The sequence below is a fragment of the Pseudoalteromonas sp. c7(2019) genome (assembly GCF_011378625.1).
Taxonomy (GTDB): domain Bacteria; phylum Pseudomonadota; class Gammaproteobacteria; order Enterobacterales; family Alteromonadaceae; genus Pseudoalteromonas; species Pseudoalteromonas arctica.
Map to the genome: position 1 here is coordinate 44,967 of NZ_WTKS01000001.1, position 17,953 is coordinate 62,919.

Annotated in this window: 17 protein-coding genes and 1 tRNA gene; 11 read left to right on the forward strand and 7 right to left on the reverse strand. The window is 37.1% G+C overall.

Annotated features, from left to right (window positions below; genetic code table 11):
* The first annotated feature begins 52 nt into the window (after positions 1 to 52).
* Complete coding sequence (locus GQR38_RS00200) at positions 53 to 3,394, forward strand: hypothetical protein (RefSeq protein ID WP_165722314.1); 3,342 nt, start codon at positions 53 to 55, stop codon at positions 3,392 to 3,394.
* A gap of 131 nt (positions 3,395 to 3,525) precedes the next feature.
* Here the strand turns inward: GQR38_RS00200 and GQR38_RS00205 are convergent, their stop codons facing one another.
* Both GQR38_RS00205 and GQR38_RS00210 read right to left on the reverse strand, forming a co-directional pair.
* Positions 3,526 to 4,407, reverse strand: coding sequence for a site-specific integrase (locus GQR38_RS00205; protein WP_165722312.1), 882 nt, complete (start codon positions 4,405 to 4,407; stop codon positions 3,526 to 3,528).
* Positions 4,400 to 4,621: a hypothetical protein gene (locus tag GQR38_RS00210; RefSeq protein WP_008136222.1), complete on the reverse strand. Its 222-nt coding sequence runs from the start codon at positions 4,619 to 4,621 to the stop codon at positions 4,400 to 4,402. The genes GQR38_RS00205 and GQR38_RS00210 overlap by 8 nt, the downstream gene beginning before the upstream one ends.
* A gap of 557 nt (positions 4,622 to 5,178) precedes the next feature.
* Here GQR38_RS00210 and GQR38_RS00215 point away from each other — a divergent pair.
* Positions 5,179 to 5,793, forward strand: coding sequence for a Fic family protein (locus tag GQR38_RS00215; protein ID WP_165722310.1), 615 nt, complete (start codon positions 5,179 to 5,181; stop codon positions 5,791 to 5,793).
* Here GQR38_RS00215 and GQR38_RS00220 read toward each other — a convergent pair.
* Both GQR38_RS00220 and GQR38_RS00225 read right to left on the reverse strand, forming a co-directional pair.
* Positions 5,786 to 5,938, reverse strand: coding sequence for a hypothetical protein (locus GQR38_RS00220; RefSeq protein ID WP_165722308.1), 153 nt, complete (start codon positions 5,936 to 5,938; stop codon positions 5,786 to 5,788). The two genes, GQR38_RS00215 and GQR38_RS00220, sit on opposite strands and share 8 nt — an antisense overlap.
* A 57-nt stretch (positions 5,939 to 5,995) precedes the next feature.
* A complete protein-coding gene (locus tag GQR38_RS00225; protein WP_165722306.1) occupies positions 5,996 to 6,271 on the reverse strand; it encodes a helix-turn-helix transcriptional regulator in 276 nt (91 codons plus the stop codon).
* A 92-nt stretch (positions 6,272 to 6,363) separates the two neighbouring features.
* Between GQR38_RS00225 and GQR38_RS00230 the strand changes: the two genes are divergently transcribed.
* From GQR38_RS00230 to GQR38_RS00245, 4 genes are all read left to right on the forward strand, one after another.
* Positions 6,364 to 6,555, forward strand: a complete 192-nt coding sequence (locus GQR38_RS00230; RefSeq protein WP_008137063.1) for a hypothetical protein — start codon at positions 6,364 to 6,366, stop codon at positions 6,553 to 6,555.
* Between the two features lie 88 nt (positions 6,556 to 6,643).
* Positions 6,644 to 7,012: a hypothetical protein gene (locus GQR38_RS00235; protein ID WP_165722304.1), complete on the forward strand. Its 369-nt coding sequence runs from the start codon at positions 6,644 to 6,646 to the stop codon at positions 7,010 to 7,012.
* A 294-nt stretch (positions 7,013 to 7,306) separates the two neighbouring features.
* The gene (locus tag GQR38_RS00240) at positions 7,307 to 7,543 is read left to right on the forward strand and encodes a helix-turn-helix domain-containing protein (protein WP_138585717.1); all 237 of its coding nucleotides are present in this window, start codon (positions 7,307 to 7,309) and stop codon (positions 7,541 to 7,543) included.
* A gap of 62 nt (positions 7,544 to 7,605) precedes the next feature.
* On the forward strand, positions 7,606 to 8,994 hold the full coding sequence (locus GQR38_RS00245; RefSeq protein WP_165722303.1) for a hypothetical protein: 1,389 nt from the start codon (positions 7,606 to 7,608) through the stop codon (positions 8,992 to 8,994).
* Between the two features lie 135 nt (positions 8,995 to 9,129).
* On the opposite strand, the gene GQR38_RS00250 is transcribed toward GQR38_RS00245, so the two are convergent.
* The 3 genes from GQR38_RS00250 to GQR38_RS00260 form a co-directional block, all read right to left on the reverse strand.
* Positions 9,130 to 9,975, reverse strand: coding sequence for a hypothetical protein (locus GQR38_RS00250; RefSeq protein ID WP_165722301.1), 846 nt, complete (start codon positions 9,973 to 9,975; stop codon positions 9,130 to 9,132).
* Between the two features lie 979 nt (positions 9,976 to 10,954).
* Positions 10,955 to 11,031: transfer RNA gene (locus GQR38_RS00255), tRNA-Pro, on the reverse strand.
* A gap of 110 nt (positions 11,032 to 11,141) precedes the next feature.
* Entirely contained in the window at positions 11,142 to 11,765 is a 624-nt protein-coding gene (locus GQR38_RS00260) for an arylesterase (RefSeq protein WP_007580376.1), read from the reverse strand.
* Between GQR38_RS00260 and GQR38_RS00265 the strand changes: the two genes are divergently transcribed.
* From GQR38_RS00265 to ruvB, 5 genes are all read left to right on the forward strand, one after another.
* Complete coding sequence (locus GQR38_RS00265) at positions 11,766 to 12,479, forward strand: ABC transporter ATP-binding protein (protein WP_008137049.1); 714 nt, start codon at positions 11,766 to 11,768, stop codon at positions 12,477 to 12,479.
* Complete coding sequence (locus GQR38_RS00270; RefSeq protein ID WP_165722299.1) at positions 12,469 to 14,970, forward strand: FtsX-like permease family protein; 2,502 nt, start codon at positions 12,469 to 12,471, stop codon at positions 14,968 to 14,970. The genes GQR38_RS00265 and GQR38_RS00270 overlap by 11 nt, the downstream gene beginning before the upstream one ends.
* A gap of 130 nt (positions 14,971 to 15,100) precedes the next feature.
* The gene (gene ruvC / locus GQR38_RS00275) at positions 15,101 to 15,625 is read left to right on the forward strand and encodes a crossover junction endodeoxyribonuclease RuvC (RefSeq protein ID WP_002960649.1); all 525 of its coding nucleotides are present in this window, start codon (positions 15,101 to 15,103) and stop codon (positions 15,623 to 15,625) included.
* Positions 15,626 to 15,627: 2 nt separating this feature from the next.
* On the forward strand, positions 15,628 to 16,245 hold the full coding sequence (gene ruvA, locus GQR38_RS00280) for a Holliday junction branch migration protein RuvA (protein ID WP_002960647.1): 618 nt from the start codon (positions 15,628 to 15,630) through the stop codon (positions 16,243 to 16,245).
* 7 nt (positions 16,246 to 16,252) lie between these two features.
* Entirely contained in the window at positions 16,253 to 17,260 is a 1,008-nt protein-coding gene (gene ruvB / locus GQR38_RS00285) for a Holliday junction branch migration DNA helicase RuvB (protein ID WP_007580382.1), read from the forward strand.
* Positions 17,261 to 17,953 lie beyond the last annotated feature (693 nt).

Consider the following 17,953-nt stretch of genomic DNA (forward strand, 5'->3'; position numbering starts at 1 on the left):
TACGAGAATATTCGCTCTCGAATAAAAAGTTTAATGCCTCTTAAGAGATATAATGGAAACGTACAACATAACAAGTAATAGTTCAGGTGATGCTTTTGGTGGCAATAAGATCATTAGTGCAGATGTTTTTATAGAAACACTTAAACTAGAAATTAACGACAACGTATCACTGAGTTCAATAAGTCATCCTTTATTAGAAGCCCTTGAAGACTTTCGGAAAAACAACATAACTACCGGAATTCAAAAACTTAATACATTAAATTTAATGAAGAGCTTAGACAGAGAAGCAAGTCTAGCAATTGCATCGCTTAGAATATTAATGAGTGACGATTTACTAAAGGAAGATGAGGATTTAGTTTCAAAATACTCGCCTACACAAGATTACTCTCAATTTGCTAAAGAGCTTACTAATGCATCGATATTAAAGCTAATAGAAATACGTAAAGGTAAGGATAACGCACACGACTACTTTAAAAAGTTACCTGAACAAATAATTCCTCAATATGTTTATATAAAAAGGCTTGCAACAAAAGCTTATGTACATGAGTTAGTCGAACGGAAGTCCAGCCTTTCGGATTTTATTCTTAGTGCTTTATTTGAAAAAGCACTCGATTTTTCATTAATTAAGGAAAGTGAGAGTGTTCTTGAAAAACTGCGTGAATTGAAACCTCTTGATGATTTTAAGAGGGAAGAGATAATCCTAAAATGTGTTAATTCAAATGAACTAATAAGCAAAGACTATTTTTGTCTTACTGCAAATGAAAAGCTTCATTTTAATTATTTACGAGACTCTTTAATAACGCTTATTGAATCATGTGAAAATCCTGACTTTAAACTTCTCCATATACTATCTCAGTTTTTTTTAATTTCTCAATATACATGTAAGTCTATATGTAGTTGTTTAGATAGTAAAAAAGATGACTTAGAACTTAAAGATTACTTCAACGACAAAATATTAAAATCGGTATTAACTAAAACACCATTAGAAGAATTCAAAAATATAAAAACTTTGGCTGCAGAAGAGCTTTCTTTAAAACTAATAAACCAAAAGGATGAAAATTTTTGTAATTTCCCTGTATCCGAATTATTGTATGAAAGTGGAAACATAGATTTAATAATAGACACTATGAATAGTTTGGCAAAGCAAAATTCCACAAGTGCCAATGCAAATCTACTCGCGCTTGCTGCTATATGTGCGCCTATTTTGTCGAGAGCAGAATTTCCATATATACAAATTGAGGAGATCATAGGTTCTAAACTACAAAACGTGACACTAAATGTTTCGTTTATAAACTATGTAGCCCCCCTCCTAGCGGATAATGGTGAGGTAGAGTTAGCTGTAAAACTTTACCAAATTGCATTTAGTGAGTATCACCCTTGGCTATCCGAACCTTACTTCTCATACTTGAATTTGCTATACCAAAGTAGACAGTTTAATACAGTTCGCAGGCGCTTAGTAAGCTTGAGTGAAAAGGAGCAACTTCGAGAAGAAGTAACAATACTCTATTCTTTGTTGGCAAATAAAGACAAGAACCATGAGCTTGCTGCTAGCCTACTTCGCAGAAATATAGACCGTTACCAAGGAAAAAATCTAAAGGAACATGAAAAACGAAGTTTTGTTTATCTATGGGGACAATATTTAGACACTGTTTTTCAAGAAACTCCAGAGAAGGCACATGCACTTACTTATGAATTACCAACTACTATTTTCGATGACTTTTTTGGTGAATACTCATGGCGTTTGATGTTCTATCATTCTCACCGAATAAAAGACGTTGCAGAAAAGATGCTAGATTGGTTTTTTGATGACCCATATTCAAATGCAAAACATTACTTTAAAATCATAATGTATGCTAATCAAAACTTTCATGAGCAGGAATTACCTGTAGAGTCTGGAAAATATACAAGTTCATTTCAATATAAAGAGAAAAATCAGTCCCATATCAAAATAGTTGTTCCCACTCGACATGTAAGGAAATGTTCCCAATATTTACTTGATAGTAGTGGATTAGTAGCAACAAAATTACAGAATGCTAAAATTGGCGAGCCGATGCTACTTCCTGTAAAGTTATATACATTGGTTCAAAAGTTATACCCAGTGATAGCTGCTCAATTCATAGCTCGTAATATTATGGATGATGACGAAAATGAAGTTTTTTATATGCTCAATATTCCTGAAAACGCTACTGGTGAAGAGATTATGGAAGAGCTTGAAAAGTTCATGGTTGGCTTAAATGAGCAAAGAGAGAAATTGAAACCTCTAATGAAAGAATCAATCCCAGTTGATTTAAAATATAAGCAATTGAATGGGCTAGGTAATGTAGAAAAAGCATTATCAGCTATATTAAGTAAGAGTGTAAAAATCCATATAACTTCCAACGGCGAAGATATAATGTGTACTGGTTGTAAAAGTTTTGTTCTTGATGAAGTTACGGCGGTTTATTTAGCCTGCATTGGGAAACAAGCTTTCATTGATTGTTCATGGAATATGACTGAAGCTGTTTATGATTCATTATCCGTTTATTGTAAAGACTATAAAGATAAGTGGCCGATTTATAATGCTTCTCATGAAACAGTATATTTCAGTAATGAAAGAGATTTATCATCAATTCCAACAGATGTTATTAGTAATCTATCTTATATTCTTGAAAATTCAGTAGTTCATTCTGATTCAAATTTAGATGTACCACTAAATCTTAAGCTTAAGTTACGAATGTTATGTACTGAAAATTTTCTATTGAGTATAGCATTAGCAGAGCAATTAAATATTGGCTGTTTCTGTATAGATTCAGGTACAAGAGATGTCATAAACACTTTATACCCAAACTTAATTTCATTGAAGCCAGATAGCTTTCAAGAAACAATAATATCAAATAAAAATCTTGATATTATTGCTAATTTACTTTGGTTAAATAACCATTTAAGTCTAAGTTCCATGTCGTTTGATTGCGTTAAAGCATTGATTCAAAAGGGGGATGAAGAGAAGTTACAACTGTTAGCAATTTTAGTTGAAGATAAAGATGATGATTGGAGTAAGGAATGCTTATCTAGTTTGGTGATAGGATGTCTGAATAGATTAACCACTAGTCAGCTGGTTTTGAAAAAAACAGAAGTTGTAGAGCGACAGCTAGTTGAAAAAATACTACTTGTTTTACTGACTGAGTTAACAAAAACAAAACTTATAAGTGATGAAATTATTGAGCTTCTTGTAGAGTTACACCCTAAAAAATTACTTTTAAAATTTTATAAAGAAGAAACCGGGCTTGAATATACGGGTATGGTAGAAAACATATTAGATAATATCTCTCAAAAGTATTTGAATTTGATTTCGAAGGCGCTGAAAGTAAATAATCATTCAGGAGCTATATTTTGGAGAGATTTTAAGACTAGATAGTTATGCCTGAGCTAGTACACCTGAGGCATGCTCTGTTTCTTGACTTTAACGAAAATGTGTAAGTAAAACGTCAAATGTAGACTTCAGTTATCATAATTTATTTTTTCAACTGACATCAAATAAACTATTACTTACCTTAAATACACCTCAGTAATCTCAGGTCTAAAATGCCCCATTTCTTGTGAAACAGTCTCTAATGCTATTTGATATGGATATTGATTAAGTATCAGCTCTAATAGTCTTTCTTGTGCGTAGCTATGCCTTAGTCCATGTGCGCCATTGGAAAAAGAGAGAGTACGATTTGATGCTTTATTAAATGAATCCGACCACTTTTTACCTCCTCCAATCTCGTAGCGCTGTAAGTAGTTTATTTTTCTGTCAACAACGGTGACCGGTTGTTTAAATTTACGAAGTTCTAATTTAGCTGATAAATCGTGAGGTATTAGTATTTCGCGTGTTAAGCCTCCTTTGCCTGTCACGGTATATAGCACACCGTTTCTGCCAGACCACTTTGAATCAAAAGCTGGCCGTTTATCTGCTTTGCGCTCTTCAACTTTGGCTATGGTCAATAATTCATGCGCACGAAGCCCCGAAGAGAGTGCTATTTGTGTTGATAATGAATATTTAGATGTTTGGTGCTTACTTATTATTTGTGCTTGCTCTGTGGTGTAGGCGCGTGATTTAAGAATTTGCTGATTAATTGATTTAATAACGGGGAGGGTTTGCTTATCTTTAAGTTTGCCGTTTAGCCTCATCATTGCTTGTATAGCTTGGCGCTCCATATCCAGTGACTTTTGACCCACTATTTCTTTACGGTAATCTAAATAATTGAGTGCTTGATCGATGGTCATTGCCTGAATACCGTTTATGCCAATATCTTTAGCCCAAGAGGCAACGGTGTTAAGTGATTGCTCGTAGTTTCTGGCAGTTCCAAGAGATTTTATAAGCTTACTTTTTGTAAGCCCTTTTATGACATTGTGTGCTTGAGTTTTTGGTTTCGCAAATTTAGCCATGTTTTTTAATCCATCTTTGAATTGTTGACCAATGAGCATTGATACCTTTACGCTTTAGCCAGCGCTGAAGCTCGACAATGTTTGATCCTTGCTTGTAAATTTCTATTAGCTCGAATTTATGTTTATCAAGCTTAGATGTTTTTTTACGGCTTCCTGCGATTAACTTACTTTCAAATTTTAGTTTTTGGACTTCGATTAGGGCATCGAATTTCATGGTATGACTCCAGTCGTATTAAGGTTGTAAGATTGACTGGCAATAAAGCTCAGCGGCACTTAAGCCTATTCGCCCCTGTTTTTCGCATATGCGAAAGGCTCGGACTGATCTCGCCTGATTATTAACCTCATTTCTACGTGTTGTCAGCAGCTGGAGTGCGCCGTTTTTGGTTGGTTACTACCTTTGAAAAGATAGTATTTACCTCGTTACTACGTGTTGAAGGCAGCAGAATAGCGCCTGTTTTTTTCTGGCTCGTTAGAGCTTCAGTAGCAATAAGATTACCACTTTAGAAATATTTTTCAATCTGCAAATAAAACCTGCGTATAAGAGTATGAATGTGTTGTCCCCCGCTATGTGTAAGCCGATTTTCGGCTTCGACATAGCGGGGGACAGGGGCGAAGCCCCAATGTTTAAAGAGAGGCTATTGCTCATGATGCCTCTATTAAAATTGGTTTTAAATTATTAAACAATCACATAAATTGGCAAAGTTATTACACCAAGGTTACTTGCATTGGTTGTTAAGCACTTTTACACTAATCATTTTCAGGCGTAATTAAATGACTAAATACGAGACTGATTCTATTGAAGCGCAATATCAACTAGGGTCTGAAAAACTAGTTTTAGCGAACAAGTTAGCGATTGTTGATGCAGCAGAGATGGATGATGTTGAGGCTATTCTTTTAGTTAAACTATATGAAAAAATATTTACAACGCCAGAGCCAGAAGATGACGTTTTTTCTTTTCAAAATGTTACTAATTGGCATAGACAATGGCTAGGTAATGTATACGAGTGGGCAGGTAAAATAAGAAGCGTTGATATGGGCAAAGGTGGATTTCAGTTTATGTCACCTCTGCAAATTGAAAGGCATATTAGTGTATTTGAAGATGAGTATTTATCTCGATTTAATAACTTACCAGAAATGACCGATGAAGAGCTTGTATCATTTTTAGCTCAGAGCCATGTTGAGTTTATTCTAATTCATCCATTTCGTGAGGGTAACGGCAGGGTAAGCCGTCTGTTAATGGATTTTTTGTGTAGCAAAGCTGGAAAAGGAACGCTTGATTATAGCTTATGGGATGAGCATAAAGATTTTTACATTAAGTCAATTCAAGCGGGTGTAAACAGAGATTACCAACACATTGAAAAGCTCGTGAGAGGTATAATTAAATAGCAAGTGAAAGAGACTCATATTTAAGTTTATTTGCTTTTAACCTTTTTTCTATTGTTTTTACTGTTGCGCCAGTTTCAATGGCAGTTGAACTAGCAACAGATCTCAAAATCATACTTTTTGTGATTTTTTTCTTATCTTTACTCATTATTACCACCTCGAATAAATCGTCTACATTTAATTCTACACCTAGAGCCTTATGTTATCAATTAACGTTATAAGTTTTATGATTAAGAATTATAGCGGCTAAATTATCTTCTTCGCAGTAAAAAAAAGCTGTTGGTACTTCTAATACTTTAGCTAACGCGCGCACTGTTTGAAAGTCGGGTGAGTGTACGCCTTTTTCGTATTGATTCATTCTAGGCGACGCCGCGAACTGATCCATACCTGCCAGTATTCCTAGTTTTTTTTGCGAAAGTCCCTTTGCTAGTCTTGCCTCTTTTAGCCGTTTTGGAAACGGTGAACCATCATTCGTTTTCATTATATTTAATTCTTAACTTGAAAACTAAGAGTTTCTTAGCTTTAATGTGTTCACGATACTAAGGAATACTTAGATAGAAGCGAGTGAAGCAAATGTTGTGGAAAGCAGTTAAGTTTTTAGGAGCCGTTACGGTTGATATTTTGCTGGATGTTGATGATAAGTCTGAGCAAGATAAGTTCATTGATGAATACAATGATGGAACTGGAAATGTAGATCATTGTGGTGATAGCTACACAGAGCAAGAAGCGCGAGACGCGCATAGCCGTGGTGAGTTCTATAAATAGTTTTGACAGTTGCTCTGTTAGGTGCAATTGTTAGGTGGGTTTTTACACAAAATACAGGCTACGCAGTTGAAAAGCTGCGTAGTTTTTTATGATTAATTTTAACGTTTATGCATTTTTACCAGCGATTGATTTTTTGTTTATCAGGCTGCAAGGCCAAGATAATAGTCGGGATAAGTTATTATCAATCAGGGATAACTTAAGTAAGCTTAATGAAGCACAAGTACTTAGTGAGCTACTTACCTTAGACTTCATGTTTTACGATTATAGTAACGAGCAATCAGAGGTTTGGGATATACAACTAGAGTCTTTTTCATCGTTTTATAATCGTTCAGAAAAAGTGAAGAAGTTTGATAATTACTACCCTGAGGCACATGTTCAATCAGTGTTTAAGTGGATGCTTATGCTTTGTGATGATTGCAGTGATAGTTTGAAAATCCAGCGCTCGGTAATTCATTAGCTGAGCCTTAAAGCAATTTTATTCCTCAAGTTCACTTGATTTATCACTATATCTCATTTAAATTCATCTTAAGCATACTTATTGTGCTTACTTATAATGCAAAGAGATAAAAAGATTTACCACAGAACATAGTAAAGTTAATAAAAAACAGGCGCCCAATGTTCGGGGCTGCTTTCAATACGTAGAAAAGAGGTTACTAGGGTACGCATATATTAATTATATGCACTAGCAAGTCCACGGCTCACAGGGCTACGTGGCATCTCTTTGCTCTAATTTACGTATTGGAGAGCGAATATGCAGTCATCAGAGATCTTATCAGTAAAAGAGCTGTCAGAGCTTTTACACCTATCTACAGGCACAATTAATAATCGTCTGAGCGCCCAGCGCAAGGCTATTGAGTCTGGAAAAGATGCCAACCTTTATCAAGTTCAACGTTTAGCACCACCTTCTATTAAATTGGGTCGAGTTCGCCTATTTAAACGCGAAACAGTTGAGCAATGGCTAGCTCGTTTTGAAGGAGTGAAGGTGTAAGGAAGGCGAAAGGGGCTGCTTGACCGGCGACACCCCAAACGCACTTTGCATCTTCATATTATATGCTTGCCTTTAAAATAAGGCCACAATTTGAGTGGCCAGAATATCCTATTGCCTATCCGAGTCAGTTTTATTCACTAATTGAATTAACGACACCTAAATATGTTCGAGGGTTACTAAGCAAATGCCATAAGTCTAAAAAATTTATTCATTTACTTGGGAACAGTAAATCAAAAAGCTTAACCGATTTTCGAATTTTTAGACGGGACACTAGTAAGTTTGTTCGAGGAGTATTGTATAGTACAAGTGAATCAGTAGACTGCTATTACACTCCAAACGAATTTTTTAGTTGGCCTAGGGAGAGCAACCTAGCTCTACTATCAGCGAATTGGATTGAAATTGATCTTAATGATAAATGTGATCCATTTGATGTTAGAAGGACAGAGGCTAAAATTGTTCCTGAAGTATTCAATAGGTTAAAACTGAGCAAGCTACCACCACCAACAGGCTATGTCCTTTCTGGCTCAGGTGGAATACATCTTTATTGGATTTACAATCCTGTAGATGCAGTCGTAATTAACAAGTTGATATGGCAACAAATTACTAAAAGTCTAATTGAGAGTTTTGGAAAGTCAGATAGTTTTTGGCATGTAGATCTTATGGCTACAAAAAGAATTAGCGGTTTTTTGCGTGTCCCAGGGTCTGTTCACAGTAGAACAGGATTGCATGCCAGGTATTTTGGCTCTGGTACTAAATATACATTTGATGAACTGTTGATGTGTTTAGATCTATGTCATTTACGTAAGAATATAGAGAAATCGCAGCTAGAATTCAAAACTAGTTTAGCTTCAAGCCCCAGAAATAAGATAGCAAAGCAACCAAAGCGACCAAAGCAACCAAAGCAATCAGGTCACCAACGCTACGGTCATAGCATTAAAGAATGGTGGCTAAAATGTATTAACAGTATTCAAAACCATTTTTATAAGCAGGGTGGGGTGCCGAAGGGTAAGCGAGATAAAACAGCGTTTATCCTGTTTGTTGCGTTTCAACATCTGAATAAAAACACCGCATTTGAAAAGCTAACAAAAATAAATGATGAGCTAATTGGTTTATCATTAGAAGAGCTTGTTAGTTTAACTAGAACAGCAAAAACAACACACTACAAATACAGAAAAGAGACTCTAGCTGATTACCTGAAAGACTTGTTCGGCTATTGCCCTGAATATTTAAATATTAAGTCAAAAGTGAAGTTATCAAGTGATGAAATTAAAGAGAGGCAGAAAAAAGCAGCTACAGACACTGCGATTAAAAAGCGAAGTAATTCGCAGCAGCTTGTAAAAAAAGCAGTTAAAAAAATAACCAAAGAAACGGGCAACAGACCAACTCAACAGGCTGTTGCACTTTTTACCAATCTTAGTTTAAGAACAGTTAAAAGATATTGGATAACATAATGTGACAGGGCACTTAGATTGAAATCAAACAGCAAAATATGCAACAGATACAATAAATTTAGAATTCCCTGGGTTTGTTTAACCGACCGTTTTGTGTATGCGACAGTCGGTCTAAACACTAATCTATTGTGATTTTTATTCGCGCCTGTTAATGACGTCTAATAAAGAAACAACATCATTTTCATCTTCGGCTATATAAGCTAATTTCACCAAAGGGTGCGCTCCAATTGCTTTTTTGTTATTTAGCTGTTTCCCCAAAATATCTTTTTGTCTCTCACGAAGGTAATAATGTACTGAGTTAGCTAATATATCAGCAGCAACTGTCAATGAAGATAAATTACACTCAACTTCAATTTCAATATCATCAAACTTAGGAATGAAATCACTTTCGACTTTTTGGTAAGCAATTATTTTTTGATATTTTTCGCCATTTTTTACATGTGTGAATATTTCTCGTTCATTTTGTAGAAATAAATCGCGAACATATTCCGCAACATTCTTAAATTTTGTTAACGTACCTGAATCGACATTGTCTGTTTTTACTACTAGTTTCAATTTATTCTTACCAATAGAGTGAGCCATGCACAAACTCATTATTAACATTTTTTCAAAAAGCTCTACGTGTAGTGATTTTTTTTTATTCTGTTCGCCTCCTCTCCCCTCCGTAAACTCTGATTGATGAAACCCTTCCGAATAAATAGCTTTGTAGAACCATTGCACTTTTGCTTTTTGGAAAGCATTAAATATAGAGTCTCTTAGTTTTTTTTGCTCCGACTTTTCTAGATCCGTTATATGAAACTTCCCTATAGTACTTTTAGAGAAAGGAGATATGCATTGACTAAACATCCGCTCAATATTTATCATGTCTATATCAGTATATAAATAGCCTGCCATGACACCAATTTCACCTTCATACTTCTCATTATTTGTCGCGTATCCTTTCGCACCAGATTCATCTAACACCAATACCATGTGGTCCATTTATTTTTACCTTAAATATGATTATTCACCAAAGTGATTTTGCTGTAAAAAATTAATTATGAGCTTAGTATATCTTCCTAGCTTCCATTAATAGTAAATTATTCAAGTGGTTTCCGATTAAAAACCTTACGCTCTTAATTAGTTATTTTATTATGTGAAAGATAGGAAAGTCTTCTTATAGTGTAATCCGAGATCTAGAATTATGTAATTCGACTGAATAACTATATCTTGCTCCAAGCCGAATTCGGCGTTTTTCAAGTTAATTCTCGCCTTAAGTTTCAAACTTTTCGTTGGCTGAAGTATAAATCAAAACTCTTTAATTCTTGGTACGGTCTTTTGCTGCCAATATGTTAGCCAGTAGGCGGCTAGTAAACTAGCAATTGAAAATAAAAGCATAAATATAGCTTTAAAGATGCTACCTCTAGTCGAATCATAAATTAATAGAGGTATTGCAATGAAAGGGAGTGAACTTGCTATAGCTCGATACAGACCTACTAGAATCGGATAAAGACAAACTGTATTTAGAAATAGCTCAAACAACACTATGCAAAAGAGTTAGTAAATTAAAATAGTATATAAGATGGTCTGGTGGCGTAATCCCTTAGAAAAAGCTAACCGGGCCTTCTACGCCTGAAAAGAGTAAGACTAAAAGGCAGGGAATTGAGCCAAATACAATTGCACAAATAATTTCGTCAAAGAGTAAGTGTGAAGCGGTTTTGTTTTTCGTTGGTTTGCATAATTGTTTTCTATTGTACTTTGAGCTTTAAAGTACAATTCAAAAGAAGAGTAAAAACTTGTTTAGTAGAGTGCCATTAGCTGTCTTCCTATATATCCCCCCCTTTTATACCTTAAAATTATAAAATAATTTAAGGCAAGTATCGTGCGATAAATGTGCGACATATATTTAAAAATACTAATTTAATTGTGCGATAAAGAAGAGAGTTTAATTTATAACGAGTTGAAATAAAGAGGAATTAAATGGTCGGTATGGAGAGATTCGAACTCTCGACCCCTGCCACCCCATGACAGTGCGCTACCAAGCTGCGCCACATACCGATTTTTATGCAATAGTACGTGTATTTTTTTAAAAATCAATAAGCGATTGTTTGTTTGGGTGTTTATTACGCAAGAGACCTAAAAAGGCACTCTTGCGGTGTATTAATTAGCTAGTCTTTATTTAACCACTTTTTGATCGAGTCATACATCTCATCGCGTATTAATGGCTGAGCTTTTTTGTTAGGGTGTAAACTATCGTTTTGCATTAGCTCAGGTTGACCAGCAACATCGAGCATAAAAAAGTTCATTAAATGCGCATTTGTTTCTTCGCTAACGCGCGAGAAAGTGTCTGTAAACATTTTGCTGTAACGCGGACCGTAATTAGGGGGAATGTAAATCTCCATTAAGGCGGTCATCGCATTAGCTGCTTGGCTTTTTTGAATAAGAGACGTTAAGTTAGTTTGCATTTTTTTGACTGGAAAACCACGTAAACCGTCATTAGCACCTAGCTCAATAAGTACATGAGTGGGTTCGTATTGCTCAAGCAATGCATCTAAACGGCGTAGGGCTCCACCAGATGTTTCGCCACTAATACTGGCGTTGATAAGTTCAATGTCGGCTTGTTCGTCATCGTATTTATCTTGTAACAATTTTACCCAGCCTTCTTCTTGTTGAAGTCCGTAGGCTGCGCTTAAACTGTCACCGAGTATTAAAATCGTGTTGTCGGCTGCTGCGCTCAGCGGTTTGATAACTAAAAATAAAATGAATACTAAACGAAGGATTGAATGAGTCATATGTCAGCGCTTTCTCAATTAAATATAATTCAGGTTAATGGTTTGTCTAAAGTAGTCTCTACCTTTGAAGGTGAGCTGCCCATCCTCAGCGACATCAGCTTTAATGTCAAGCATGGCGAGTCTGTTGCTATTGTTGGCACGTCGGGCTCTGGTAAATCAACGTTACTCAGTTTATTAGCAGGGCTGGATACCGCAAGCAGCGGCGAAATATTTTTAGATGGCGAGCCATTACACAATTTAGATGAAGAAGAGCGTGCTGCACTGCGCGCGGCTAAAATTGGATTTGTGTTTCAATCGTTCATGTTAGTACAAAGCTTAACTGCACTAGAAAACGTTATGCTACCAGCAGAACTTGCTGGCGAAAGTGATGCAAAAGAGCAAGCAATTGCTTTGCTTGAAAAAGTAGGCTTGAGCCATCGAATTGATCATTACCCGTCGCAACTCTCTGGCGGTGAACAGCAACGTGTTGCTATTGCGCGAGCATTTATTGGTACACCTAAAATACTGTTTGCTGATGAGCCTTCGGCTAACTTAGACAGCAAAAACGGTAAAATGATTGAGTCGTTATTATTTGATTTAAACACGCAACACGGCACTACGCTTATTTTGGTTACTCACGATGAAGGGCTTGCACAAAAATGTGAGCACATTATTCAAATAGAAGCGGGTTTACTGGTAAAAAGCCAAGTAGAGGACGTTGCTAATGTGGGTTAAGTTAGCGCTTAAGTTGTTTTCGCGAGAATTTCGCCGTGGTGAGTTAACAGTTATAAGCGCAGCTATCGCTCTTGCTGTTTTAACCGTGCTTACACTGTCTATGGTTACTGAGCGAATAGGGCAAAGTATTGCGCAAAAAAGCAGTGCTTTTATTGCAGCAGACCGTGTACTTGCAAGCGATCATGTTCTCGACACTGCTTTTATTACTAAAGCACAGAGCCAAAATTTAAAAACGGCGCAAATGGTGTACTTCGACACTATGTTGTTTGCCGATGATGAAATGCAGTTTAGCTCAGTAAAAGCGGCATCTAATGCGTACCCGTTAAAAGGGCAGTTAAAAGTTAAAGATACCTTAACAGGTGAAACTAAGGTTGCTAATAGCGGACCAACGCCTGGTAATGTGTGGCTAAGTGAATCAGTATTTTACAGTTTAAATATTGATATAGGCGCGCAAGTAGAGCTTGGCGCTGCATTATTTAATGTTTCAAAAGTGATTGTAGAAGAGCCCGATGCGCCATTTAATGTATTTTCGAGCAGCCGCCGCGTGCTTATTAATATTGACGATGTGGCAAAAACCGAAGTTGTGCAGCCAGGTAGTCGTGTTTATTATCGCCAACTTTATGCAGGTAGTGAGGCCGATATAAATAGCTTTTACGAGTGGCTTAAACCACAAATGAAAGAAAACCAACAATGGTACGGCGTTAAAGACCGTCAATCACCTATTTCAAATAGTTTAAACCGTGCAGAGAGCTTTTTATTACTTGCCGGCCTATTAGGTATTATTTTAGCCGCAGTGGCTATAGCCGTTTCAGCAAAACGTTATTGTGAACGACAATACGACCCAGTAGCGATGATGAAAACGCTAGGCGGTAGCCGTTCAATGATCCGCAAAATATACATGCTCCATTTATTGCTTGTATGTGCAATGGCGGTAAGTATTGGGCTGTTAATTGGTTATGGCTTGCAAGAAATAGCAACAAGTTACTTATCAAAAAGTATGGGCACAGAGCTACCTTTAGGTGGCTTTAAACCTTGGCTGGTGGCTATAAGCACTGGCGTAATTTGTGCTGTTATGTTTTCTATTAAACCGTTATTTGATTTATTTGATATTCCACCGCTTAGAGTGCTGCGCCGTAACTTAGGTGACAAGTTGGCAGTAAGTCGTGTGCATTTAGGCATGAGTGCGCTAACTGTGTTTTTATTAATGTGGTTATTTAGTAACAACATAAAAATAACGCTTATTTTGTTTGCCTCAACGCTTGCGCTAATTGGTGTGTTGTTTTTGATATCTAAATTAATATTTGGTGGCGGTCGAAAATTAGGGCTTAAGCCAGGTAACAGTTGGTCGCTTGCAATTGCATCTATTCAAAAGCGTGCAAATGTGAACGCGGTACAGTTAATTAGTTTTTCATTAGCGATTAAATTACTGCTGTTTTTAGTGGTACTTAAAAACGACATGATATCTGATTGGCAGTCGCAACTTCCTGCCGATGCGCCTAATGCGTTTTTAGTTAATATTACGCAAAATGAGCTTGAGCCAATTAATGAGTATTTAGCACAAAAAGATATTCAGGTATCAGAGTTTTATCCCACTATTCGTGGGCGTGTAAATGCGGTAAACGGCGAGTTGGTAGCACGTTCTGTATCGCTGCAAGACAACGAGAAAAAAGACGAAGAAGCACGTGCAGGTATTGGCCGTGAGCTAAACCTTACATGGCTTAAAGATGTGCCTGACCAGAATGAAGTAACACAAGGCACGTGGTTTGGTGAAAATGCGATGGCTGAAGCCTCAGTAGAGGAGTCGATGCTTGAGCGTTTAGATGTTGAGATGGGCGATACGCTTACATTTTTAATTGGTTCGCAGTCATTCGACGCTAAAATTACCAGTGTGCGCAAAGTTAATTGGGCCACGCTTAAACCTAACTTTTTTATTATTTTAAGCCCAGATGTACTTGCAGATTTTCCGGCAACGTATATTTCGTCGGTACGTATAAACCCAGATCAAAAGCGTGATTTTAGCCAGTTATTGCGTACTTACCCTACTATTACAGCGATTGATATTGATAACTTTGTTAAGCAAATACAAACAACTATTTCGCAAGTATCACTCGCCATTGGCTTTGTACTTGCAATTGTTGTGCTGTGTGGCGCGCTTGTACTTATATCGCAAGTGCAAGCTAGTTTAGGTGAGCGTATGCAAGAAATTGTAATACTGCGAACACTTGGCGCTAAAAGCCGATTAATTAAAAATGCGACCTTGTACGAGTTTTTATTACTCGGCGGTTTAGCTGGCTTAGTTGCCGCATTTTTTAGTGATATAGCGCTTTTAATTGTGCAGCAACAAATGTTTGATTTAGCAGGTAAGTTACATCCGCATATATGGGTTATTGGTCCGGTAGCTGGCGGTGTATTTGTGGCTGGTTTAGGCTATTTAATGATTGCCCGAACACTTAAACAAAATACCCAAGGATTAGTGCGTGCCCTAGGGTAAGCTTAAACTAACATGCTCCTTCAAATGCCCACCTAACACGTGGGCATTTTTGTTTTTCTTTGTACTGGTAATTTATACAGTGCTCTGGCATTATTAGCGTAATTTAAAAATAATAACAATGGAGTACTGTTTGGCCATTATTTTAGGGATCGATCCTGGTTCACGTTTGACCGGATATGGCGTTGTTGCCCACCAAGGTTCTAAATTTACATACTTAGGCAGTGGTTGTATTAAGTTAGCCGATCATCCTTTTCCGGTTAGGCTTAAAATGATCTATCAAGGCATTACACAGCTTATTGAGCAGTTTTCACCAGAAACCTTTGCCATTGAAAAAGTATTTATGGCGCATAACCCCGATTCAGCTTTAAAACTAGGCCAAGCTAGAGGCGCCGCGATTGTTGGCGCTGCAATGGCCGACTTACCCGTATTTGAATACTCAGCTAGGCAAATTAAGCAAGCAGTAGTAGGTAACGGTGGCGCTGATAAAACACAAGTGCAGCACATGGTAAAAAATATTTTAAAACTACCCGGTACGCCACAGGCCGATGCAGCTGATGCACTTGCTATTGCGATTTGCCACGCTCACTCAGAACAAAATTTAATTAAACTAGCGGGTAGCGCAAGCAAAACCGTTAGAGGACGTTTAAGGAAATAACTATGATAGGCCGCTTAAATGGTATTTTAGTCGAAAAACAGCCACCAGAAATATTACTCGAAGTAAGTGGTGTCGGTTACGAAGTACAAATGCCAATGACCTGTTTTTACGATTTACCAAAAATTGGTGAAAACGCGATTGTTTACACCCACTTTGTAGTGCGTGAAGATGCTCAATTATTATTTGGTTTTAATAATAAAGTTGAACGCGCCTTGTTTAGAGAGCTATTAAAAGCAAATGGCGTTGGTCCAAAACTTGGCTTAGCTATTTTATCGGGCATGTCGGCAAAGCAATTTGTAAGCTGTGTAAATAACGAAGACTCAACGTCGCTAGTTAAATTACCGGGTGTAGGTAAAAAAACAGCCGAGCGTTTAGTACTCGAAATGAAAGACAGATTAAAAGATTGGGGTAATGATTTATTTACGCCATTTAGCGACAGCGCAGTAATAGAGCCAATGAGCGATGCGACAATCGCTAATAACGCAGCCGATGATGCCGTATCGGCACTGCTTGCATTAGGTTATAAATTGCCACAAGCTCAAAAAGCAGTAAAATCGATAAGCAAACCCGATATGTCTACTGAGGTTCTTATTAGAGAATCTTTAAAATCAATGTTGTGAGTAACCCATGATTGAAGCGGATCGCTTAATTGATGCGACTGAAAAAACAAATGAAGACTCTATAGATCGTGCAATAAGACCAAAACTTTTAGCCGACTACAGAGGCCAGCCTCATGTTAAGCAGCAAATGGAAATTTTTATTGAAGCTGCCCGAACCCGTGGTGAAGCGCTCGATCATTTATTAATATTTGGCCCACCAGGGCTTGGTAAAACCACGCTTGCAAATATTGTAGCCAACGAATTACACGTAAGTATTAAAACAACATCCGGCCCTGTACTTGAAAAAGCAGGCGATTTAGCTGCGTTACTTACTAATTTAGAAGAAGGCGATGTACTGTTTATTGATGAAATACACAGGCTAAGCCCGCAAGTTGAAGAAATACTGTATCCAGCAATGGAAGACTACCAGCTTGATATAATGATTGGTGAAGGCCCAGCTGCGCGTTCTATTAAATTAGACTTACCTGCATTTACACTTATTGGTGCCACTACGCGAGCAGGCTCGCTAACATCGCCACTGCGTGATCGTTTTGGTATTGTGCAGCGATTAGAGTTTTATTCTGTAGAAGATTTGTCGCACATAGTAGGACGCTCTGCACATTATCTTGGTTTAGAAATGTGTGATGATGGCGCAACCGAAATTGCACAACGTTCACGTGGTACACCACGTATTGCAAACCGTTTATTACGCCGTGTACGCGATTACACACAGGTAAAATCTGACGGTACAGTAAATGCCGAAGTAGCTAAGCAAGCGCTTGATATGATTGACGTAGATAAAAGTGGTTTTGATTATATGGATCGCAAATATTTACTCGCCATAATTGAAAAATTCATGGGCGGCCCAGTAGGGCTCGACAATGTAGCTGCAGCTATTGGTGAAGAGCGTGAAACAATAGAAGATGTAATAGAGCCGTTTTTAATTCAGCAAGGATTTATTCAGCGTACTCCGCGTGGTCGAATAGTGTCTGACAGTGCATATCATCACTTTGGTTTACTTCCTAAAAAAGACTAGCCTCATCATATACATTACTTGCTGTGGTTTATTGCGCAGCAGGTAATTGACTTAGTATCCCTTTCTTTCAAATATTTATACGGTTGGTATTTTACCCAAAACCTCAGCACACTGTTGCAAATGTTATTTCAAAATACTTATACGCTTTATAGTTAACTGTTAATTCACAGGGCGTTAAGACTCGCGAAGCTATCCTGCGTACCATTCAAACTAGTAACCGAATTACTTATTGTAAAATAGGTAGGGCCATTATTAGTTTATAAATAATACCAATCTGCTTATATATGGGGTCTACTTAACGTTAAGAAAATTACGCTAGAACTAGGCAAAAGTTTTTGTATCTAGTTGTTCTAAATAAAAAATTTTTAACGACGTTATAGTGCAATTTAATTCGTTAAATTGATCAAAGATTTATGCAGGTTGGTATAAAATATGTAGCGCACCAAATTGCAGGCAAAAAAAAGCCCGCAAAAAATGCGGGCAAACAACAAGTTGAAGGAAGTAATCCAGGGAACTACGTTTTACTGAATTTGGTTTTATCCAGAAAGAGTAAAACAATGTAATACGATAAAATATCCTATTACTAAGAACTTGGCTTAATGAAACTATCTCATTCGGTGCGCTAGTTCGGTATGGGAGAATAATACGTAAGATCATCTTTTTGTTCAAACTAGAAAATTTGTATTTTCAGAT

Coding starts and splice junctions, on each gene's coding strand:
- GQR38_RS00245 (WP_165722303.1), top strand. CDS start 7,606: ATGCTTGCCTTTAAAATAAGGCCACAATTTGAGTGGCCAGAATATCCT.
- ruvA (WP_002960647.1), top strand. CDS start 15,628: ATGATAGGCCGCTTAAATGGTATTTTAGTCGAAAAACAGCCACCAGAA.
- GQR38_RS00260 (WP_007580376.1), bottom strand. CDS start 11,765: ATGACTCATTCAATCCTTCGTTTAGTATTCATTTTATTTTTAGTTATC.
- GQR38_RS00230 (WP_008137063.1), top strand. CDS start 6,364: ATGTTGTGGAAAGCAGTTAAGTTTTTAGGAGCCGTTACGGTTGATATT.
- GQR38_RS00210 (WP_008136222.1), bottom strand. CDS start 4,621: ATGAAATTCGATGCCCTAATCGAAGTCCAAAAACTAAAATTTGAAAGT.
- GQR38_RS00235 (WP_165722304.1), top strand. CDS start 6,644: ATGATTAATTTTAACGTTTATGCATTTTTACCAGCGATTGATTTTTTG.
- GQR38_RS00265 (WP_008137049.1), top strand. CDS start 11,766: ATGTCAGCGCTTTCTCAATTAAATATAATTCAGGTTAATGGTTTGTCT.
- GQR38_RS00200 (WP_165722314.1), top strand. CDS start 53: ATGGAAACGTACAACATAACAAGTAATAGTTCAGGTGATGCTTTTGGT.
- GQR38_RS00205 (WP_165722312.1), bottom strand. CDS start 4,407: ATGGCTAAATTTGCGAAACCAAAAACTCAAGCACACAATGTCATAAAA.
- GQR38_RS00240 (WP_138585717.1), top strand. CDS start 7,307: ATGCAGTCATCAGAGATCTTATCAGTAAAAGAGCTGTCAGAGCTTTTA.
- GQR38_RS00225 (WP_165722306.1), bottom strand. CDS start 6,271: ATGAAAACGAATGATGGTTCACCGTTTCCAAAACGGCTAAAAGAGGCA.
- GQR38_RS00220 (WP_165722308.1), bottom strand. CDS start 5,938: ATGAGTAAAGATAAGAAAAAAATCACAAAAAGTATGATTTTGAGATCT.
- GQR38_RS00270 (WP_165722299.1), top strand. CDS start 12,469: ATGTGGGTTAAGTTAGCGCTTAAGTTGTTTTCGCGAGAATTTCGCCGT.
- ruvB (WP_007580382.1), top strand. CDS start 16,253: ATGATTGAAGCGGATCGCTTAATTGATGCGACTGAAAAAACAAATGAA.
- GQR38_RS00215 (WP_165722310.1), top strand. CDS start 5,179: ATGACTAAATACGAGACTGATTCTATTGAAGCGCAATATCAACTAGGG.
- GQR38_RS00250 (WP_165722301.1), bottom strand. CDS start 9,975: ATGGACCACATGGTATTGGTGTTAGATGAATCTGGTGCGAAAGGATAC.